Origin of the sequence: Xanthomonas sp. NCPPB 3582 (genome assembly GCF_041475735.2) — a bacterium.
Taxonomy (GTDB): domain Bacteria; phylum Pseudomonadota; class Gammaproteobacteria; order Xanthomonadales; family Xanthomonadaceae; genus Xanthomonas; species Xanthomonas codiaei.
On the sequence record NZ_CM192968.1, the window covers coordinates 3,423,712 to 3,440,431 of the forward strand.

14 protein-coding genes are annotated in these 16,720 nt (G+C 66.9%); all 14 read left to right on the top strand.

The window, feature by feature from the left end; translation table 11 throughout:
• Positions 1 to 5 precede the first annotated feature (5 nt).
• Positions 6 to 2,354 (top strand): fimbria/pilus outer membrane usher protein, encoded by a 2,349-nt coding sequence (locus tag ACCQ05_RS14385; protein ID WP_372391053.1) that lies wholly within the window; start codon positions 6 to 8, stop codon positions 2,352 to 2,354.
• Positions 2,351 to 3,385 (top strand): Csu type fimbrial protein, encoded by a 1,035-nt coding sequence (locus ACCQ05_RS14390; RefSeq protein ID WP_372391056.1) that lies wholly within the window; start codon positions 2,351 to 2,353, stop codon positions 3,383 to 3,385. The genes ACCQ05_RS14385 and ACCQ05_RS14390 overlap by 4 nt, the downstream gene beginning before the upstream one ends.
• A 48-nt stretch (positions 3,386 to 3,433) precedes the next feature.
• Positions 3,434 to 3,757 carry a hypothetical protein gene (locus ACCQ05_RS14395; protein ID WP_372391058.1) on the top strand — a complete coding sequence of 108 codons (324 nt, stop codon included), beginning with the start codon at positions 3,434 to 3,436 and terminating at the stop codon, positions 3,755 to 3,757.
• Between the two features lie 2 nt (positions 3,758 to 3,759).
• On the top strand, positions 3,760 to 4,470 hold the full coding sequence (locus ACCQ05_RS14400; protein WP_372391060.1) for a fimbrial biogenesis chaperone: 711 nt from the start codon (positions 3,760 to 3,762) through the stop codon (positions 4,468 to 4,470).
• A gap of 309 nt (positions 4,471 to 4,779) precedes the next feature.
• Positions 4,780 to 5,583 (top strand): 30S ribosomal protein S2, encoded by an 804-nt coding sequence (gene rpsB, locus ACCQ05_RS14405; RefSeq protein ID WP_104542666.1) that lies wholly within the window; start codon positions 4,780 to 4,782, stop codon positions 5,581 to 5,583.
• A gap of 168 nt (positions 5,584 to 5,751) precedes the next feature.
• Positions 5,752 to 6,630 (top strand): translation elongation factor Ts, encoded by an 879-nt coding sequence (gene tsf, locus ACCQ05_RS14410; RefSeq protein ID WP_104542668.1) that lies wholly within the window; start codon positions 5,752 to 5,754, stop codon positions 6,628 to 6,630.
• Between the two features lie 280 nt (positions 6,631 to 6,910).
• On the top strand, positions 6,911 to 8,434 hold the full coding sequence (locus tag ACCQ05_RS14415) for a sensor domain-containing diguanylate cyclase (protein ID WP_104542670.1): 1,524 nt from the start codon (positions 6,911 to 6,913) through the stop codon (positions 8,432 to 8,434).
• Between the two features lie 105 nt (positions 8,435 to 8,539).
• A complete protein-coding gene (gene pyrH / locus ACCQ05_RS14420; RefSeq protein ID WP_104542672.1) occupies positions 8,540 to 9,262 on the top strand; it encodes a UMP kinase in 723 nt (240 codons plus the stop codon).
• Between the two features lie 194 nt (positions 9,263 to 9,456).
• Complete coding sequence (frr, locus tag ACCQ05_RS14425) at positions 9,457 to 10,014, top strand: ribosome recycling factor (RefSeq protein WP_228962395.1); 558 nt, start codon at positions 9,457 to 9,459, stop codon at positions 10,012 to 10,014.
• Positions 10,015 to 10,031: 17 nt separating this feature from the next.
• Positions 10,032 to 10,793 carry a polyprenyl diphosphate synthase gene (gene uppS, locus ACCQ05_RS14430; RefSeq protein WP_228962394.1) on the top strand — a complete coding sequence of 254 codons (762 nt, stop codon included), beginning with the start codon at positions 10,032 to 10,034 and terminating at the stop codon, positions 10,791 to 10,793.
• Positions 10,790 to 11,617 (top strand): phosphatidate cytidylyltransferase, encoded by an 828-nt coding sequence (locus ACCQ05_RS14435; RefSeq protein ID WP_228962391.1) that lies wholly within the window; start codon positions 10,790 to 10,792, stop codon positions 11,615 to 11,617. The genes uppS and ACCQ05_RS14435 overlap by 4 nt, the downstream gene beginning before the upstream one ends.
• A 2-nt stretch (positions 11,618 to 11,619) precedes the next feature.
• Entirely contained in the window at positions 11,620 to 12,810 is a 1,191-nt protein-coding gene (locus ACCQ05_RS14440; RefSeq protein ID WP_372391062.1) for a 1-deoxy-D-xylulose-5-phosphate reductoisomerase, read from the top strand.
• 26 nt (positions 12,811 to 12,836) lie between these two features.
• The gene (gene rseP, locus ACCQ05_RS14445) at positions 12,837 to 14,195 is read left to right on the top strand and encodes an RIP metalloprotease RseP (protein ID WP_228962389.1); all 1,359 of its coding nucleotides are present in this window, start codon (positions 12,837 to 12,839) and stop codon (positions 14,193 to 14,195) included.
• An 83-nt stretch (positions 14,196 to 14,278) separates the two neighbouring features.
• Positions 14,279 to 16,645, top strand: coding sequence for an outer membrane protein assembly factor BamA (bamA, locus tag ACCQ05_RS14450; protein WP_228962388.1), 2,367 nt, complete (start codon positions 14,279 to 14,281; stop codon positions 16,643 to 16,645).
• Positions 16,646 to 16,720: the final 75 nt, after the last annotated feature.

Sequence of the window (16,720 nt, forward strand, 5' to 3'; positions counted from 1 at the left end):
TGGCGATGACGCTGTTCGCCGCCACCGGCTGCCTGGGAACCGTTGCGGCCAGCGACCTGGCCGACATGACCTCGCTGCCCGACCCTCCCGCGCAAGCCGCTACCACGCAGCCGCAGACGCTGTATCTCGATGTCACCCTGAATCAGGCCGACCGCGGCCTGGCGCCTTTCGAGATGGTCGATGGGCATCTGCGTGCCTCGGTCGACACGCTGCGCAAGCTTGGCTTCGTTCTCGCCGACCGTGCCGCCGACGAGCAGGTCGCGCTGGACAGCCTGCGTGACGTGGAGGTGCGCTACGACGCCGCACTGCAGCGGCTGGCCCTGCAGGCCCCGCTGGCGCAGCTATCGTTATCGACAACCGTGCTGAAGGCCGAGGACATCGCACCGCCCAGCGCCACCGCATCGCCGGGCATGTTGCTCAACTACGACCTGTACGCCACGCGCAACACCGGCGCCAGCAGCGTATCGCTGTCCACCGAACTGCGCGGCTTCGGCATCGGCCGCGGCATGGTCGACACCACCGCCGTGTTCCTGACCTACGACCGTCCGCAGGACAATCGCTGGCGCAGCGAAGCGGTGCGCCTGGACAGCGCCTGGCAGATGGATTTTCCCGAGACCGCCACCAGCCTGCGGGTTGGCGATTTCTATAGCGGTTTCGTCGACTGGAGCCGCTCGTTGCGCCTGGGCGGCGTGCAGATCGGGCGCAATTACGCCTTGCAGCCGTATCGGGTGCTGACTCCCACGCCCAGCTTCCTGGGCGAGGCGGCCGTGCCCTCGACGGTGGAGCTGTATGTCGATGGCCTGCGCCAATACAGCGGGCAGGTGCCTGCCGGCCCGTTCCAGTTGGCCGCGCAACCGGGCATCAGCGGCACCGGGCAGGCGCAGATCGTGGTGACCGATGCGTTCGGGCGCGTGCGCCGGCTGGACTTTGCGTTCTATGGCACGCCACAGCTGCTGGCGCGCGGCATCTCCGAATGGTCGGCCGGCATCGGCCATCTGCGCCGCGATTACGGTGTGCGCTCGTTCGCTTACGCGTCCCGGCCCGTCGCCAGCGCCACCCTGCGCAAGGGGCTGCGCGATGATTTCACCATCGAGGCGCATACCGAAGCCGGCGGCGGCGTGGTCAATGCCGGCGCTGGCGGGATCTGGCTGCTCGGCGCCGGCGGCGTGGTCAATGCGGCCTACGCGCACAGCCGCATGCATGCATTGAGCGGCGGCCAGTACGTGCTGGGCTATGCCTGGAACAACCGCCGCTTCAACTTCAACCTGGGGACCCAGCGTACCCATGGCGACTATCGCGACCTGGGAGCGCTGCAGGGCAGCCTGCCGGCGCGCATCAGCGACCGTGTCGTATTCGGCGTCAACCTTGCCGCCATCGGCTCGCTGGGCACCAGCTACGTGCGGCTGAGCTATCCGCAGGGCGACACCTCGCGCTACGCCAGCGTGTTCTGGTCGCGCAGCTTCGGGCGCAGCTGGGCCGCCAACCTGTCGGCCAACCAGAACCTGGATGTGCGCAGCGACCGCAGCGTGTATCTGTCGCTGTCGACCACCTTCGGCGAGATCCGCCAGGCCAGCGCCTCGATGCAGCGCAACGGCAATCGCACCGGGTTTGTGGCCGACATCAGCCAGCCGCTGCCCGGCGATGGCGACCTGGGCGGCATCGGCTGGCGGCTGCAGGGACGCGCCGGCGACGACGCCAGCGGCGGCCTGGCCGAGCTGGGCTGGTTGAACCGGGTCGGCCGCTACAACATCGGCGCCGCCAATCAGGGGGGCGACACCTTCGGCTATGCCAGCGCCAGTGGCAGCCTGGTCTGGATGAACGGCAGGGGGTTTGCGGCGCGCGACATCCAGGACGCCTTCGCCGTGGTCTCCACCGACGGGCAAGCCGGCATTCCGGTACGGCTGGAGAATCGCCTGATCGGGGTGACCGATGCGCGCGGCACCCTGCTGGTGACGCCGCTGCAATCGTGGCAGCGCAATCAGCTGTCCATCGACACCCTGAACCTGCCGGCCGACCTGCGCGTGGACCGGGTCGACACCACGGTCACCCCGCGCCAGCAGTCCGGCGTGGCGGTGCGCTTCGGTATCACCCGGGTACAGGCAGCGGTCATCGTGCTGCACGACACCAACGGCGCACCGGTGCCAGTGGGCAGCGTGGTGCAACGCGAGGGCGACGCCGAACGGGTGGTGGTCGGCTACGACGGCGAAACCTATCTGGACAACCTGCAGCGCGACAACCGCATCCTGGTCGATACCCCGGATGGCCGCTGCGTTGCGCAGTTCGCCTATCCCACGTCCTCCGGCGGCATCCCACGCGTGGGCCCGCTGCCCTGCATCGCCGAGCGCGCGCCATGACTGCGCACAGGGTCTGGCGGGCGCTGCTGATCCTGGCCCTGGCCACGTTGTGGCTGGCGCCCGGCGCGCCAGCGCGGGCCGACACCGTGTGCACCGTCACCCTGGGTACGCCGCTGGCCTTCGGCAACGTGGCCGCCAACGGCGCCACCGACGCGGTGGCCACCTTCAACGTCTCCTGCGCCACCGCCGCACTCAGCGTGCTGGGCAACGCACGGGTGACGCTGTGCCTGGACCTTGGCCCCGGCAGCGCCAGTGGCGGGCAGTACACGCCACGCCGCCTGGGCAATGGCACAGGCGACAGCCTGGGCTACCAGATCTACAGCGATGCGGCGCGCACGCAGATCTGGGGCGCAGCCAACTCCACGGTCCCGTCGCCGATGGTGCTGAACTTTGCCTACGGAGTGCCGGTCATCACCGGCGGCTCGCAGACCACCACCGTCACGCTGTACGGGCGCATCCCCGGCAGCCAGACGTTGTCGGTGGGCAACCACACCAGCACCTTCGGCGGCGCCGACACCGTGGTGCGCTACGCCTACAACGAAAGCGTGATCGGCGGCATCCAGCAGCCAGCCGACTGCAACACCGCCATCAGCGGCGCCAAGACCGCCAGCAACGCGTTTCCGTTCACCGCCTCGGCCAATGTGCCGGCGCGCTGCAATACCTACGTCACCACCGATCTGGATTTCGGCAGCATCGCCGGCAGCATCGAAAACGCGATCGACCGCACTTCCACCATCAGCCTGGCCTGCACCAACCGCACCGCCTGGAACATCGGCCTGGATGTCGGCAGCAACGCCAACGGCAGCACCCGTCGCATGCGCCACGCCAGCAGCGCCAACTTCATCACCTACGAGCTCTACCGCGATGCCGGCCGCAGCAACCGCTGGGGCACCACGATCGGGCTCGACACCCTGGCAGGCACCGGCAACGGCACCACCCAGACGGTGACCGTGTATGGCCGCGCGCCTGCCCCGCAACTGCCGATTGCCGGCGCTTACTCGGACACGGTGACCGTCTCCATCACTTACTGACAGTTAATAAAGTTCGCTGCGGTGGCGTCGTTATTTCCTACGACTCCAATGCAAACGATTGCCTTCATGACGCCGGTCATCTTTCTGAAGCGCTTGATCCTGGTCGCCCTCGTTTGCGGCGTCACTCCAGTCCAAGCCGCCAATCGCGGGCCGGAGAACTCCACCCTGCACATCGGCCTGCGCCTGCTCAGCGGCTGCGAACTGCGCACCACGCCGCCGCGCGCCAGCTGCTCGCGCGGCACGCCGATGGCGATCGCGCTGCCGGCGCGCAGCACCGACGCTCCGGCCACCACCACCAGCGGCCAGGACGCCAGCGCCCTGGCCGGGCCCGCACCCAGCGGCGCGGCGCGCGTCACCACCATCGCGTTCTGATCATGGCCACCTCCTGCCCACGCCGGGCCTGGCTGGCCGCCGGCCTGATCGGGCTGACAAGCCTGGCCGGCACTGCCGCCGGCGCCGAGATCGCGATCGCCCCGACCACCGCGCACATTCCCGCCGACAGCGATCAGGCTGCGGTCTGGCTCTACAACCAGGCCGCGCAACCCTGGCGTGCCGACGCCAAGCTGTACCGCTGGCGCCAGGATGGCGAACGCGAGCTGCTGGAGCCGGCCACCGGCGCCACCGTCAGCCCCGGCCAGTTCGAGATTCCCTCGCAGGGCCGCCAGTTGCTGCGGGTGATCCGCCTCGGCCCCAGCCCGACGCACACCGAGGAGAGCTACCGGCTGGTGGTGACCCAGAACGCCGACGGCAGCGACACCGAGCTGCTGCGCTACTCCACGCCGGTGTTCGCCACCCCCCGCGAGCCTGGCCGGACGCATCCGCTCCTGCAGGCGACGCTGTCCTCCCAGGGCACTCAGCGCACCCTGCGCGTGCACAACGCCGGCCTCAATCACGCACGCCTGGCCGATCTGGCCTTCATCGATGCCGGCGGGAACCGCCGCAGCATCGGCAACGACCTGGCCGGCTACGTGCTGCCTGGCCAGACCCGGCAATGGGCGCTGCCAGCGAGCATCGCCACCGGCCCAGGCCGTTTCGTGGCACGCGTCAACAGCGAGACCGAAACCACGCTGACGCTGCAGCCCTGAGCGTCGCCCCTGCCGGCCAACGCCAGCGTAGATTGCAGGCAACCACCCGGGCGGATATACTCCGCCGGCTGTTTTGCGTCCCTGGCGCAGCGCGCCGTCCACGTCGGACGTCACCGACGAATCCACACCTGCTGCCGCCATCCGCGCCGGGGTGCCCCCACAAGGGGTTCGTCGCGGAGGCAACAGGGAAGCCCAACCCCGGAATCCTGTGCGTTTTGATGCGAGTCCCTCGCAACAGCCCGCACATCCATGTGCGGACTTTTCAACAACAAGCCGCGCACGGCGATTCCGCTATCAGGAGTTACTGCAATGCCCCAAGTCACCATGCGTCAGATGCTGGAAGCCGGCGTCCACTTCGGCCACCAGACCCGCTACTGGAACCCCAAGATGGCGCCGTACATCTTCGGCGCGCGCGGCAAGATCCACATCATCAACCTCGAGAAGACCGTTCCGCTCTTCAATGACGCGATGAACTTCCTCTCCTCGATCGCGCAGAAGCGCGGCACCGTGCTGTTCCTGGGCACCAAGCGCAGCGCGCGCGAGTCCATCAAGGAAGAAGCCGAGCGTTGCGGCATGCCGTTCATGACCCAGCGCTGGCTGGGCGGCACCCTGACCAACTTCCGTACCGTCAAGCAGTCGGTTGCCCGCCTGAAGGAACTGGAATCGGCCGAAACCGACGGCACCTTCGACAAGCTGGTCAAGCACGAAGTGCTGGGCCTGCGTCGCGAGCGCGAGAAGCTGGATGCCTCGCTGGGCGGCATCAAGGAAATGAACCGCCTGCCCGACGCGATCTTCGTGATCGACATCGGCCATGAAGACATCGCCATCAAGGAAGCCAAGAAGCTCGGCATCCCGGTGATCGCAGTGGTCGATACCAACTACGATCCGGCCCTGGTCGACTACGCCATCCCGGGCAACGACGACGCCATCCGCGCCGTGCAGCTGTACGCACGCGCCGCTGCCGACGCCGTGCTGGAAGGCAAGGCGGCTGCACCGAACTCCGCTTCGGTTCGCGAAGAAGAGTTCTCGGCCGAGTCCGCCGACGAAGGCAAGGGCCGTCGCGCTCCGGCCAAGAAGGGCGACAAGAAGGCCGACGCCGCCGCTGCCGAGTAATCGGCATGCAATGCGGCCGCACCATGCTGTGCGGCCGCAGCCCCGGCGGGTCCATCACGACCTGCCGTCCGGGCCACCAAAGACACCGTGGGGGCGGCCGGCACGCTGCACCGTCTCCTACTGGCGGAAACACCTCCGCCGCACGCATTCGTCCAATGAGGTAATCCCGTGGAAATCACTGCTTCCCTGGTCAAGGAACTGCGCGAGCGCACCGGCGCCGGCATGATGGAGTGCAAGAAGGCACTCGTCGAAAACGCTGGCGACATCGACGCCGCTGCCGAGTGGCTGCGCAAGTCGGGCCTGGCCAAGGCCGACAAGAAGGCCGACCGCGTCGCCGCCGAAGGCCGCATCGCCACCGCACAGGCCGGCGGCAAGGCCGTGCTGGTCGAAGTCAACTCCGAAACCGACTTCGTCGCCAAGGACGAGAACTTCCTGGCCTTCACCGAAGTCGTGGCCAATGCCGCGCTGAACTCGGACGCGGCCGATGCCGAAGCGCTCAAGAGCGTCAAGCTCGACAGCGGTGAGACCATCGAAGAGCGCCGCGCTGCGGTCATCGCCAAGGTCGGCGAGAACCTGCAAGTGCGTCGCCTGGTCCGTATCGACAGCGCCAACAACGTCGCCGCCTATGTGCACGGCGGCCGTATCGGCGTGCTGGTCGAGCTGAAGGGTGGCGACATCGAGCTGGCACGCGGCATCGCCATGCACATCGCCGCCATGAACCCGCCGCACGTGAAGGCCTCCGACGTCCCGGCCGAGTTCATCGCCAAGGAAAAGGAAATCGAGCTGGCCAAGATGTCCGAAAAGGACAAGGCCAAGCCGGCCGACATCCTGGAAAAGATCATCAGCGGCAAGATCAGCAAGATCGTCAACGAAGTCACCCTGTACGGCCAGCCGTACGTGCTCAACACCGACCAGACGGTCGAGCAGGCGGTCAAGGCCGCCGGCGCCGAGGTGATCGGCTTCCAGCGCCTGGCAGTCGGCGAAGGCATCGAGAAGGTGGTGGAAGACTACGCCGCCGAAGTGATGAAGCAGGCCGGCCTGGCCTGAGTCCGGTCACGCTGAAAGAAGCCGCGGCATGCCGCGGCTTTTTTTTGCCTGCCGCAGGCCCACACCCGGCGACGACGCCTTGCCGGTCTGCGCCCAGCCCAGCCCGACGCCGGCGGCCGGCCGCGGCGCTACAGATGCGCCTGCCGGTGCCGCTACTTCCAGATGCCGACCAGGCTTTCAGCACCTGCGCGCATGCACTGCCGCGCGGCGATTGCGGGGCATGGCGCGCCCTACTTACCGAACGCAGCTGTATGCTTGCGATCACTGTCGGCGATGACTCATGCAACCAGATCTTCAGGCCGCCCTGCACTACTGCCATAACCTGCCCTCGCCGCCCGGCGTGGCGCTGCGCATCATCGCGCTGGCGCAGGACCCGGACGTGGACATGACCACCACGGCAAAGGTCATCGGCATGGACATGGCGCTGAGCGCGCGCATGCTGCGTGTGGCCAATTCGCCGCTGTACGCGAGCCGGCGCCGCGTGGACAACCTGGGCCAGGCGTTGACCATGCTCGGTCTCAACGCCACCTTGAGCCTGGCACTGGGATTTTCGATGGTGCATGGCGTGCGCAGCACCTTTACCGCCCATCCCTTGCACGAGCGCATCTGGCGACGCGCCGGGCTGTGCGCGCTGGCCAGCCGCATCCTGGGCCAGGCCTATGGCATCCGCAAACCCGAGGAACTGATGCTGGCCGGCCTGCTGCAGGACATCGGCAAGCTGGCGCTGCTGCAGGGCGCACCCGAGCTGTACGCGCCGCTGCTGGAACAGGCGCCGGACAATGCCTCGCTGCTGGACGCCGAACGCGAGCACCTGGGCGCCACCCATGCCGAGGTCGGCGCCTGGCTGGCGCATCAGTGGCAGCTGCCGCCGTACCTGCAGAATGCGATCGCCCAGAGCGAGGAGGAGCCCGTCAGCCTGGAGCCTTTCATGGCCTGCGTGGCGCTGTCCGGCCGGCTGGCCGATATCTGGCTGTCGGCAAGCGCGGTCGCCGCCACCGAGCACGCGCAGCGGCAGGCGCAGGACGTGCTGGAACTGGACGCCGAACGCTTCGAGAAGGTGATCGAACGCATCGCCGAATCGCTGCCCGAGCTGGAAGCGCTGTTCGACATCCGCGTGCCGCAACCCGAGCACATCCAGATGATCTTCGAGCAGGCGCGCGAGCTGGCCATGCTGCGCAGCCTGCGCGAATTGCAGGACGTGGCCGAAGCGCGCCGGCATGCCGACGAATCGGAGAACCGCATGCGCCATCTGGCCGAACAGGCCAGCCGCGATGCACTCACCGGCGTGTTCAACCGGCACCAGCTGGGCACCGCACTCACGCATGAATTCGAACTGGCTTCGCGGCAGGGCTGGCCGTTGTCGATCGCCTTCATCGACCTGGACGACTTCAAGCGCGTCAACGACGCGCACGGCCACCTGGTCGGCGACGAAGTCTTGCGCAATTTCGCGCAGACGCTGCAACGCATGGTGCGCACCAGCGATCTGGTGGCGCGGTATGGCGGCGAAGAATTCCTGGTGCTCCTGCCCAACACGCCGGCCGATGCGGCCTTGATGGTGATCGAGCGCATCCTGGCCGAAACCGCACGCACGCCGATGGCGCAGCTGCAGGGTGGCCCCTTGCACATCACCTTTTCGGCGGGCCTGGCCACGCACGGCGGCGTCGAGCGCCAGTTCGACAGCATCGACCACCTGCTGCAGGCCGCCGACAGCACGCTGTATCGCTCCAAGCATCGCGGCCGCAACCGCGTGACCGCCTACGATGCGACCGATGTGCCGACGCCGCCGAACCCGCGCGCGCACTGAGCCAGGCATCACGCCGAGGCCGACAAAGGAATTTTTACCACGCCCGGTGGCGGGCTTCCGCTAGAATTGCCGGCGTTTGCCGTCCCCCACCCCCGAGGCCTCCCCATGTCCGAACTTTCCTATCGCCGCATTCTTCTCAAACTTTCCGGGGAGGCGCTGATGGGAGACGGGGATTACGGCATCGATCCCAAGGTCATCAATCGCCTCGCCCTGGAGGTGATCGAAGCCCAGCAGGCAGGCGCGCAGGTGGCCCTGGTCATCGGTGGCGGCAACATCTTCCGCGGCGCCGGCCTGGCTGCCAGCGGCATGGACCGGGTCACCGGCGATCACATGGGCATGCTGGCCACGGTGATCAATGCGCTGGCGATGCAGGATGCGCTGGAAAAGCTCGGCGCCAAGGTGCGCGTGATGAGCGCGATCAAGATCAACGATGTCTGCGAGGACTTCATCCGCCGCCGCGCCATGCGCCATCTGGAAAAGGGCCGCATCGCGATCTTCGCCGCCGGCACCGGCAATCCGTTCTTCACCACCGATTCGGGCGCCGCGCTGCGCGCGATCGAGATCGGTGCCGACCTGCTGCTGAAGGCGACCAAGGTCGATGGCGTGTACGACAAGGATCCCAAGAAGCACAGCGACGCGGTGCGCTACGACAGCCTGACCTACGACGAGGTCATCCTGCAGGGCCTGGAAGTGATGGATACCGCCGCGTTCGCGCTGGCACGCGACAGCGACCTGCCGCTGCGCATCTTCGGCATGAGCGAGCCCGGCGTGCTGCTGCGCATCCTGCGCGGCGAGCAGATCGGCACTCTGGTGCAGGGCCGGAGCTGAGGTTCGGGATTCGGGAGTCGGGATTGGGGAATCGCAAAGGCGCAGTGCCGCAGGCTGCACGGAACCCTCCAACCCAATCCCGGCGCGAAGACGGGCGGCAAGTGAACCGGCTGCGCGGGTCCTGACGACCCGCGAGTCGTGAAACCCCAGTCCCGGCTATAATCCCCGGATTCAGCTCCACACGGATTCCGGCGATGCTCACCCAGATCAAACAAGACGCGCAGACGCGCATGACCAAGAGCATCGATGCTCTGCGCCATTCCCTGACCACCATTCGCACCGGCCGTGCGTCGCCGGCGCTGCTGGATGGCATCAAGGTCAAGGCCTACGGTGCCGACACACCCCTCAACCAGGTCGCCAGCATCAGCGTCTCCGAAGGCCGCTCGCTGGTCATCAGCCTGTTCGACAAGAACATGATCAAGGACGTGGAAAAAGCCATCTACGCCTCCGACCTGGGCCTGACCCCGACCGTGGTCGGCACCGTGATCCGCCTCAACCTGCCGCCGCTGACCGAGGAGCGCCGCAAGGAGCTCAGCAAGGCCGTGCATGGCGAAGGCGAAGACACCAAGGTGGCCATCCGCAACATCCGTCGCGATGCCAACCAGCAGGTCAAGGATCTGCTCAAGGACAAGGCCGTCACCGAGGACGAGGCGCGCAGCGCCGAAGACGACATCCAGAAGCTCACCGACAAGGCCATCAAGGACGTGGATGAGGTCGTCAAGGGCAAGGAACAGGAATTGATGACGGTCTGATCGTGGCAGTGCCTGCCATGCATCCAGCCCCTCCCGCCGATGCGGTCCCGCGCCATATCGCCATCATCATGGATGGCAACGGGCGTTGGGCGCAGCGTCGGCGCCGTCCGCGCATGATCGGCCATCGCGCCGGCGCGCGGGCGGTCAATCGCACCATCGATTTCTGCCTGGAAAAAGGCGTCGGCGCGCTGACCCTGTTCGCGTTTTCCAGCGAAAACTGGGGCCGCCCACAGGAAGAAGTGGATGCGCTGATGAAGCTGTTCCTGCATGCGCTGGACCGCGAGGTCGACGAGCTGCAGCGGCGCGGCGTGCAGGTGCGTTTCATCGGCGAGCGCGGCCGGTTTGCCGCTGCGCTGCGCGATCGCATGGCCGCGGCCGAGCTCGCCACCGCGGCCAATACGCGGCTGGTGCTGAGCATCGCGGCCAGTTACGGCGGCCGGCAGGACATCGCGCAGGCCGCGCGTGCGCTGGCCGAAGAGGTCGCCGCCGGCCGCCTGCAGCCGCAGCAGATCGACGAAGCCCTGCTCGCCAGCCGGGTGGCCCTGGCCGACCTGCCGGCGCCGGACCTGTTCATCCGCACCGGTGGCGATACGCGCATCAGCAATTTCCTGCTGTGGCAGCTGGCCTACACCGAGCTGTGGTTCACCGAGACCCTGTGGCCGGAGTTCGACGCCGGCGTACTGCAGCAGGCGCTGGACGATTACGCCGGACGCGAGCGTCGCTTCGGCCTGACCAGCGCCCAGATCGCCGACAAGGCGACGGAGATGTCCTCCGCATGACCAAGACCCGCGTGATTGCCGCGCTGATCATGGCGCCGCTCGCCATCTGCGCGATCGTGCTGCTGCCTACCCAGTGGCTGGCGGCGCTGGCGGCGATCCTGTTCCTCACCGGCCTGTGGGAGTGGCTCAAGCTCTCCGGTATCGACGACAGTCTGCCGCGCACCGTGCTGCTGATGCTCAACCTGCTGCTGATGGTGCTGATGGTGTGGGCCTCGGCCGGCTCCATGGTGCTGTTCCAGATCGCTGCGCTGGTCGGAGTGGCGTGGTGGGGGCTGGCGCTGCTGTGGCTGCGCTTTTTCACCTTCGGCGCCGATCACGGCAACGGCCAGGCGCGCGCGCTCAAGCTTGCGGCCGGCAGCCTCGCGGTCCTGCCGGCCTGGGCCGCGCTGGTGTTGCTGCATGCCAACCCGGACAAGGGCAACCTGTGGCTGCTGACCGCGTTGACCATGGTATGGGCGGCCGACTCGGGCGCGTATTTTGCTGGGCGCGCGTTCGGCAAGCACAAGCTGGCACCGCGGATCAGCCCCAACAAGACCATCGAAGGCCTGGTCGGCGGCATGGTCGCCGGTATCGCGGTGGCCTGCGCCTTCGGCTGGCTGGCCGGGCTGACCGTGGCACACGTGCCTCAGCTGGTGCTGGTGGCAGCAGTGGCGGTGCTGGCCTCGGTGCTCGGCGACCTGTTCGAAAGCCTGCTCAAGCGGCATGCCGGCGCCAAGGACTCCGGGGCGGTGATTCCCGGCCACGGCGGCGTGCTGGATCGTATCGATGGCGTGCTCGCCGCCCTGCCGGTGTTCGCACTCGGCAAGGAAATTCTCGGATTCTAGGCATGGCTGGTTCTTCTCTCCGTCAGGTTGCCGTGTTCGGCGCCACCGGCTCGATCGGCGCATCGGCGCTGGATGTGATCGCACGCCACCCGGAGCGACTGCGCGCCAGCGTGCTGTCGGCCGGCAGCAAGGTCGATGAGCTGCTGGCGCTGTGCGCCATCCACCGGCCCGCGCATGCGGTGATCGCCGACCAAGCGCTGTATCCGGCGCTGCGCGACGGCCTGCGTGCCGCCGGCCTGGGCACCCAGGCACATGCCGGCACCGACGCGCTGGACGCACTGGCCGGCAGCGATGCCTGCGATACGGTGGTGGCCGCGATCGTGGGTGCCGCCGGCCTGCCCTCCACCCTGGCCGCCGCGCGCGCCGGCAAGCGCCTGCTGCTGGCCAACAAGGAATCGCTGGTGCTGGCCGGCGAACTGCTGACCCGCACCGCCACCGCCGCGGGTGCGGACATCATTCCGATCGACAGCGAGCACAGCGCCATCTTCCAGTGCCTGCGCTCCTGCGACGCCAGCGGCGGCGTGCGCCGGGTGATCCTGACCGCCTCCGGCGGCCCGTTCCGCGGTTGGGACCGCGCCGCGCTGTCGGCCGTGACGCCCGCACAGGCGGTGGCGCATCCCAAGTGGTCGATGGGGCCGAAGATTTCGGTGGATTCGGCGACCCTGATGAACAAGGGCCTGGAAGTCATCGAGGCGCATCACCTGTTCGGCCTGCCCGGCGACCGGATCGATGTGCTGGTGCACCCGCAAAGCCTGGTGCATTCGCTGGTCGAATTCGTCGACGGCTCCACCCTGGCCCAGCTCGGCCTGCCGGACATGCGCACGACCCTGGCGGTCGGCCTGGCCTGGCCGGAGCGGGTCGACTCGGGGGTGGCGGGGCTGGATCTGTTGCAACAGGGCCGGCTGGATTTCGAGGCGCCCGACACCGCTGCATTTCCCTGCCTGGGCCTGGCCTGGGCCGCGCTGCGCGCCGGCGGCACCGCCCCGGCCATCCTGAACGCAGCCAATGAAGTAGCCGTTTCAGCGTTTCTTCAGGGCCAAATAGGTTTCCTAGCTGTTCCTGCGTTGGTCGAACACACGTTGACAACGCTCCCGCGGCACAATGCCGACACCCTCGACAGCCTGCTTTTTGCCGACGCGCAAGCCCGGCAAATCGCCGAACGCGCCCTTCCCCACTACGCCCTTCATGCCTGATCGATTCACGCAACCGAGTTGCATCCATGGGTGATTTCATCGGGTCGGTCTGGTGGATGATCGTCAGCCTGGGTGTGTTGGTGACCTTTCACGAATTTGGGCACTTCTGGGTCGCACGCCGCTGCGGCGTCAAGGTGCTGCGTTTCTCGGTGGGCTTCGGCAAACCGCTGTGGATGCGCCGCGACCGCCACGGTACCGAGTTCGTGGTGGCAGCGATTCCGCTGGGCGGCTACGTCAGGATGCTGGACGAACGCGAAGGCGACGTGCACCCGGCCGAGCAGGACCAGGCCTTCAACCGCAAGAGCGTATGGCAGCGCATCGCGATCGTCGCTGCCGGCCCGATCGCCAACCTGCTGCTGTGCATGGCGATGCTGTGGGCCATGTTCGTGGTGGGCAAGCAGGACTACTCGGCCACCGTCGGCCGCGCCGACGGCCTGGCCGCCGAAGCCGGGCTGACCCCGGGCGAACGCATCGTGCGCATCGACGGGCGCAGCGTGAGCAGCTGGAGCGATGCCAGCATGCAGCTCACCACCGCGGCGATGGACAGGCGCGACATCCAGGTGCAGACCAGCGTCGAAGGCGCGGGCAGCCGCGAACATACGCTGCGCCTGTCGCAGCTGCCGGTCGGTTTCGACGAACGCCGCGTGGCGTCGCTGGCCGGGATCGGTTGGCAGTTCATGCTGCAACCACCGGTGATCGCCGAAGTGGTCCCCGGCTCGGTGGCCGACGGCCTGCTCAAGCCGGGCGACCGCATCGTGGCCATCGACGGCCAGCCGATCCGCTCGGCCGAGGACATCATTCCGCAGGTGCAGGCGCTGGGCGAGCACGGTGGCCTGGGTATGATCGAGGTGGCGCGCAAGGGCGAACAGGGCGAAGACCGGCTGGCGCTGGAGATCGCCCCACGCAAGTCGCCGCAGGGCCAGTGGATGATCGGCATCCGCCCGGCCGCAGCGCCCGCCCCGGCGTACGACAGCCGCCAGCAGTACGGTCTATTTGCCGCGGTGCCTGCGGCGATCCGCGAAACCGGCCGGATGACCGCCGATTCGCTGGGCATGATGAAGCGCATGTTGACCGGCCAGGCTTCGGTGAAGAACATTTCCGGCCCGGTGACCATCGCGCGCGCCGCCAATGCCTCGGCCGAACGCGGGCTCGACTGGTTCCTGTATTTCCTCGGTCTGCTGTCGCTGAGCCTTGCGATCATCAACCTGATGCCTATCCCGATCTTGGACGGGGGGCATCTGCTGTATTACCTTATTGAGTTGGTCAAGGGCAGCCCGATCAGCGAGCGGGCCATGATTGCCGGGCAATATGTCGGCCTCGCGGTCCTGGCAGGGCTGATGGGACTGGCGTTCTACAACGACATTCTTGGCCTGGTTACACGATGAAGCTGCTCCACTCTTTCCGCCTGTTGTCGTCGTCATACGCCGGCATCCAGCAACACCCGAAATCGACTCCAACCGGATGTGACATGACGCGTCTTCCCACTCGCCGCTTGCTTGCCCTCGCTCTTGCCGCCGGCCTCAGCCTGCCAGCCGTTGCCCTGGCCGCCGAGCCGTTCGTTGCCAGCGACATCCGCGTCGATGGCCTGCAGCGCATTGCATCCGGCACCGTGTTCACCTATCTGCCGGTGAACCGCGGCGACACCGTGGACGATGCCAAGGTGGCCGATTCGATCCGCGCGCTCTACCGCACCGGTTTCTTCGAGGACGTACAGCTGGACCGCCAGGGCAACATCCTGGTCATCACCGTCAAGGAGCGGCCGGCGATCAACAAGCTCACCGTGACCGGCAACAAGGACATCAAGTCCGAGGAGCTGCTCAAGGGCCTGGGCGACATCGGCCTGTCCGAAGGCGGCACCTTCGACCGCCTGAGCCTGGACCGCGTGACCCAGGAACTGACCCGCCAGTACAACAACCGCGGCAAGTACAACGTGGAGATCACCCCGACGGTGAGCCCGCTGGACCGCAACCGCGTCGATGTGGCCATCGCGATCAAGGAAGGCAAGGCGGCCAAGATCCGCCACGTCAACCTGATCGGTACGGAAAAGTTCGCCAACGAGGACATCCTGGAGAACTGGGAATCCAAGGAGCACAACTGGGCCTCGTGGTATCGCCGCGACGACCAGTACTCCAAGGAAAAGATGTCCGGCGACCTGGAGAAGCTCAATTCCTGGTACCTGGACCGTGGCTACGTGGACTTCAGCATCGATTCCACCCAGGTGTCGATCAGCCCGGACAAGCGCGACATGTTCGTCAGTGCCGGCGTCACCGAGGGCGAGCAGTACAAGATTTCCGAGATCAAGGTCACCGGCGACACCGTGCTGCCGCAGGCCGACATCGAGCGCCTGGTGATCCCCAAGGCCGGCGACATCTTCTCGCGTGCGCTGCTGGAGTACACCTCCGATGCGATCACCAATACGCTGAGCAATGTCGGTTACGCATTCGCCAAGGTCAATCCGATCCCGACCCCGAACCGCGAGGACCGCACCGTTGCGGTGAACCTGCAGGTGGTGCCCGGCCCGCGCGTGACCGTGCGCCGCATCCTCTACAAGGGCAACAGCCGCACCTCCGACGAGGTCTTGCGCCGCGAAATGCGCCAGTTCGAGAACACCTGGTATTCGCAGGCGGCGATCGACCGTTCCAAGATCCGTCTGCAGCGCCTGGGCTACTTCGAGTCGGTGAACGTGGAAACCCCCGCGGTGCCCGGCAGCAACGACCAGGTGGACGTGGTCTACGACGTCAAGGAAACCACCTCCGGCAGCTTCGTGTTCGGCCTGGGCTATTCGCAGAGCTTCGGCGTGACCACCTCGGTGCAGTTGTCGCAGAACAACTTCCTGGGCGGCGGCAACCGGGTGGCGGTGGAAGCCTCGCGCAGCACCTTCCAGCAGCGCTATGCGTTCTCCTACACCAACCCGTTCTTTACCGACGACGGTGTGTCGCTGGGCTACAACCTGTCCTGGCGCTCGCTGGACTACTCGGACTTCAACACCGCGCAGTTCAACAGCAAGAACGGCTCGGCGCAGGTGGTGTTCGGCGTGCCGATCACCGAGAACGACACCGTCTCGGCGATGGTGGGCATCGACAGCAACCAGATCACGGTTTTTCCAGGCACCACCCCGCGCGCCATCATCGACTACATCGACGCGGTCGGTACCCGCACCTTCCACGCCTGGCGCACCGAGCTGGGCTGGGCGCGCGATACCCGCAACGATTTCTTCATGCCCACCCGCGGCATGTACCAGCGCGTCGGCCTGGAGACCACCCTGCCCGGCTCCACGGTCGAGTACTACAAGCTCAACTACCAGATCTCCAACTACTGGCCGATCATCCCCGCGCTGGTGTTGAACACGCGTTTCGAGCTGGGCTACGGCGACAGCTACGGCAACGACAGCACCCGCGTGGTCACCAACCCGGATGGGTCGACCCGCACCATCACCGCCACCGGCCTGCCGTTCTACGAGAACTTCTATGCCGGCGGTACCAACTCGGTGCGCGGTTTCGAAGACAACACCCTGGGCCCGCGTTCGGAAGCGATCAACGGCTTCAACCGCGGCCAGCCGCTGGGTGGCTCGTTCAAGACCGTCGGTTCGGTGGAAATGTATTTCCCGAAGCTGTTCGACAGCCCGTCGGCACGTATCTCGGCGTTCGTCGACTTCGGTAACGTCTACAACGGCGTGGACAACTTCCAGGCCAACGAGCTGCGTGCCTCCACCGGTGTGGCGCTGTTGTGGCGCGCCCCGGTCGGCCCCATTTCGATCAGCTATGCGTTCCCGCTGAAGAAGGAAGACAACGACGAAATCGAGCGTCTGCAGTTCACCTTCGGCGGCCAGTTCTAAGATTGGCACGCAAAACAATGGCGGCCCGGTCGCTCGGGCCGCCATTGTTTGTTTGAACAACCCGATGCGAAACAG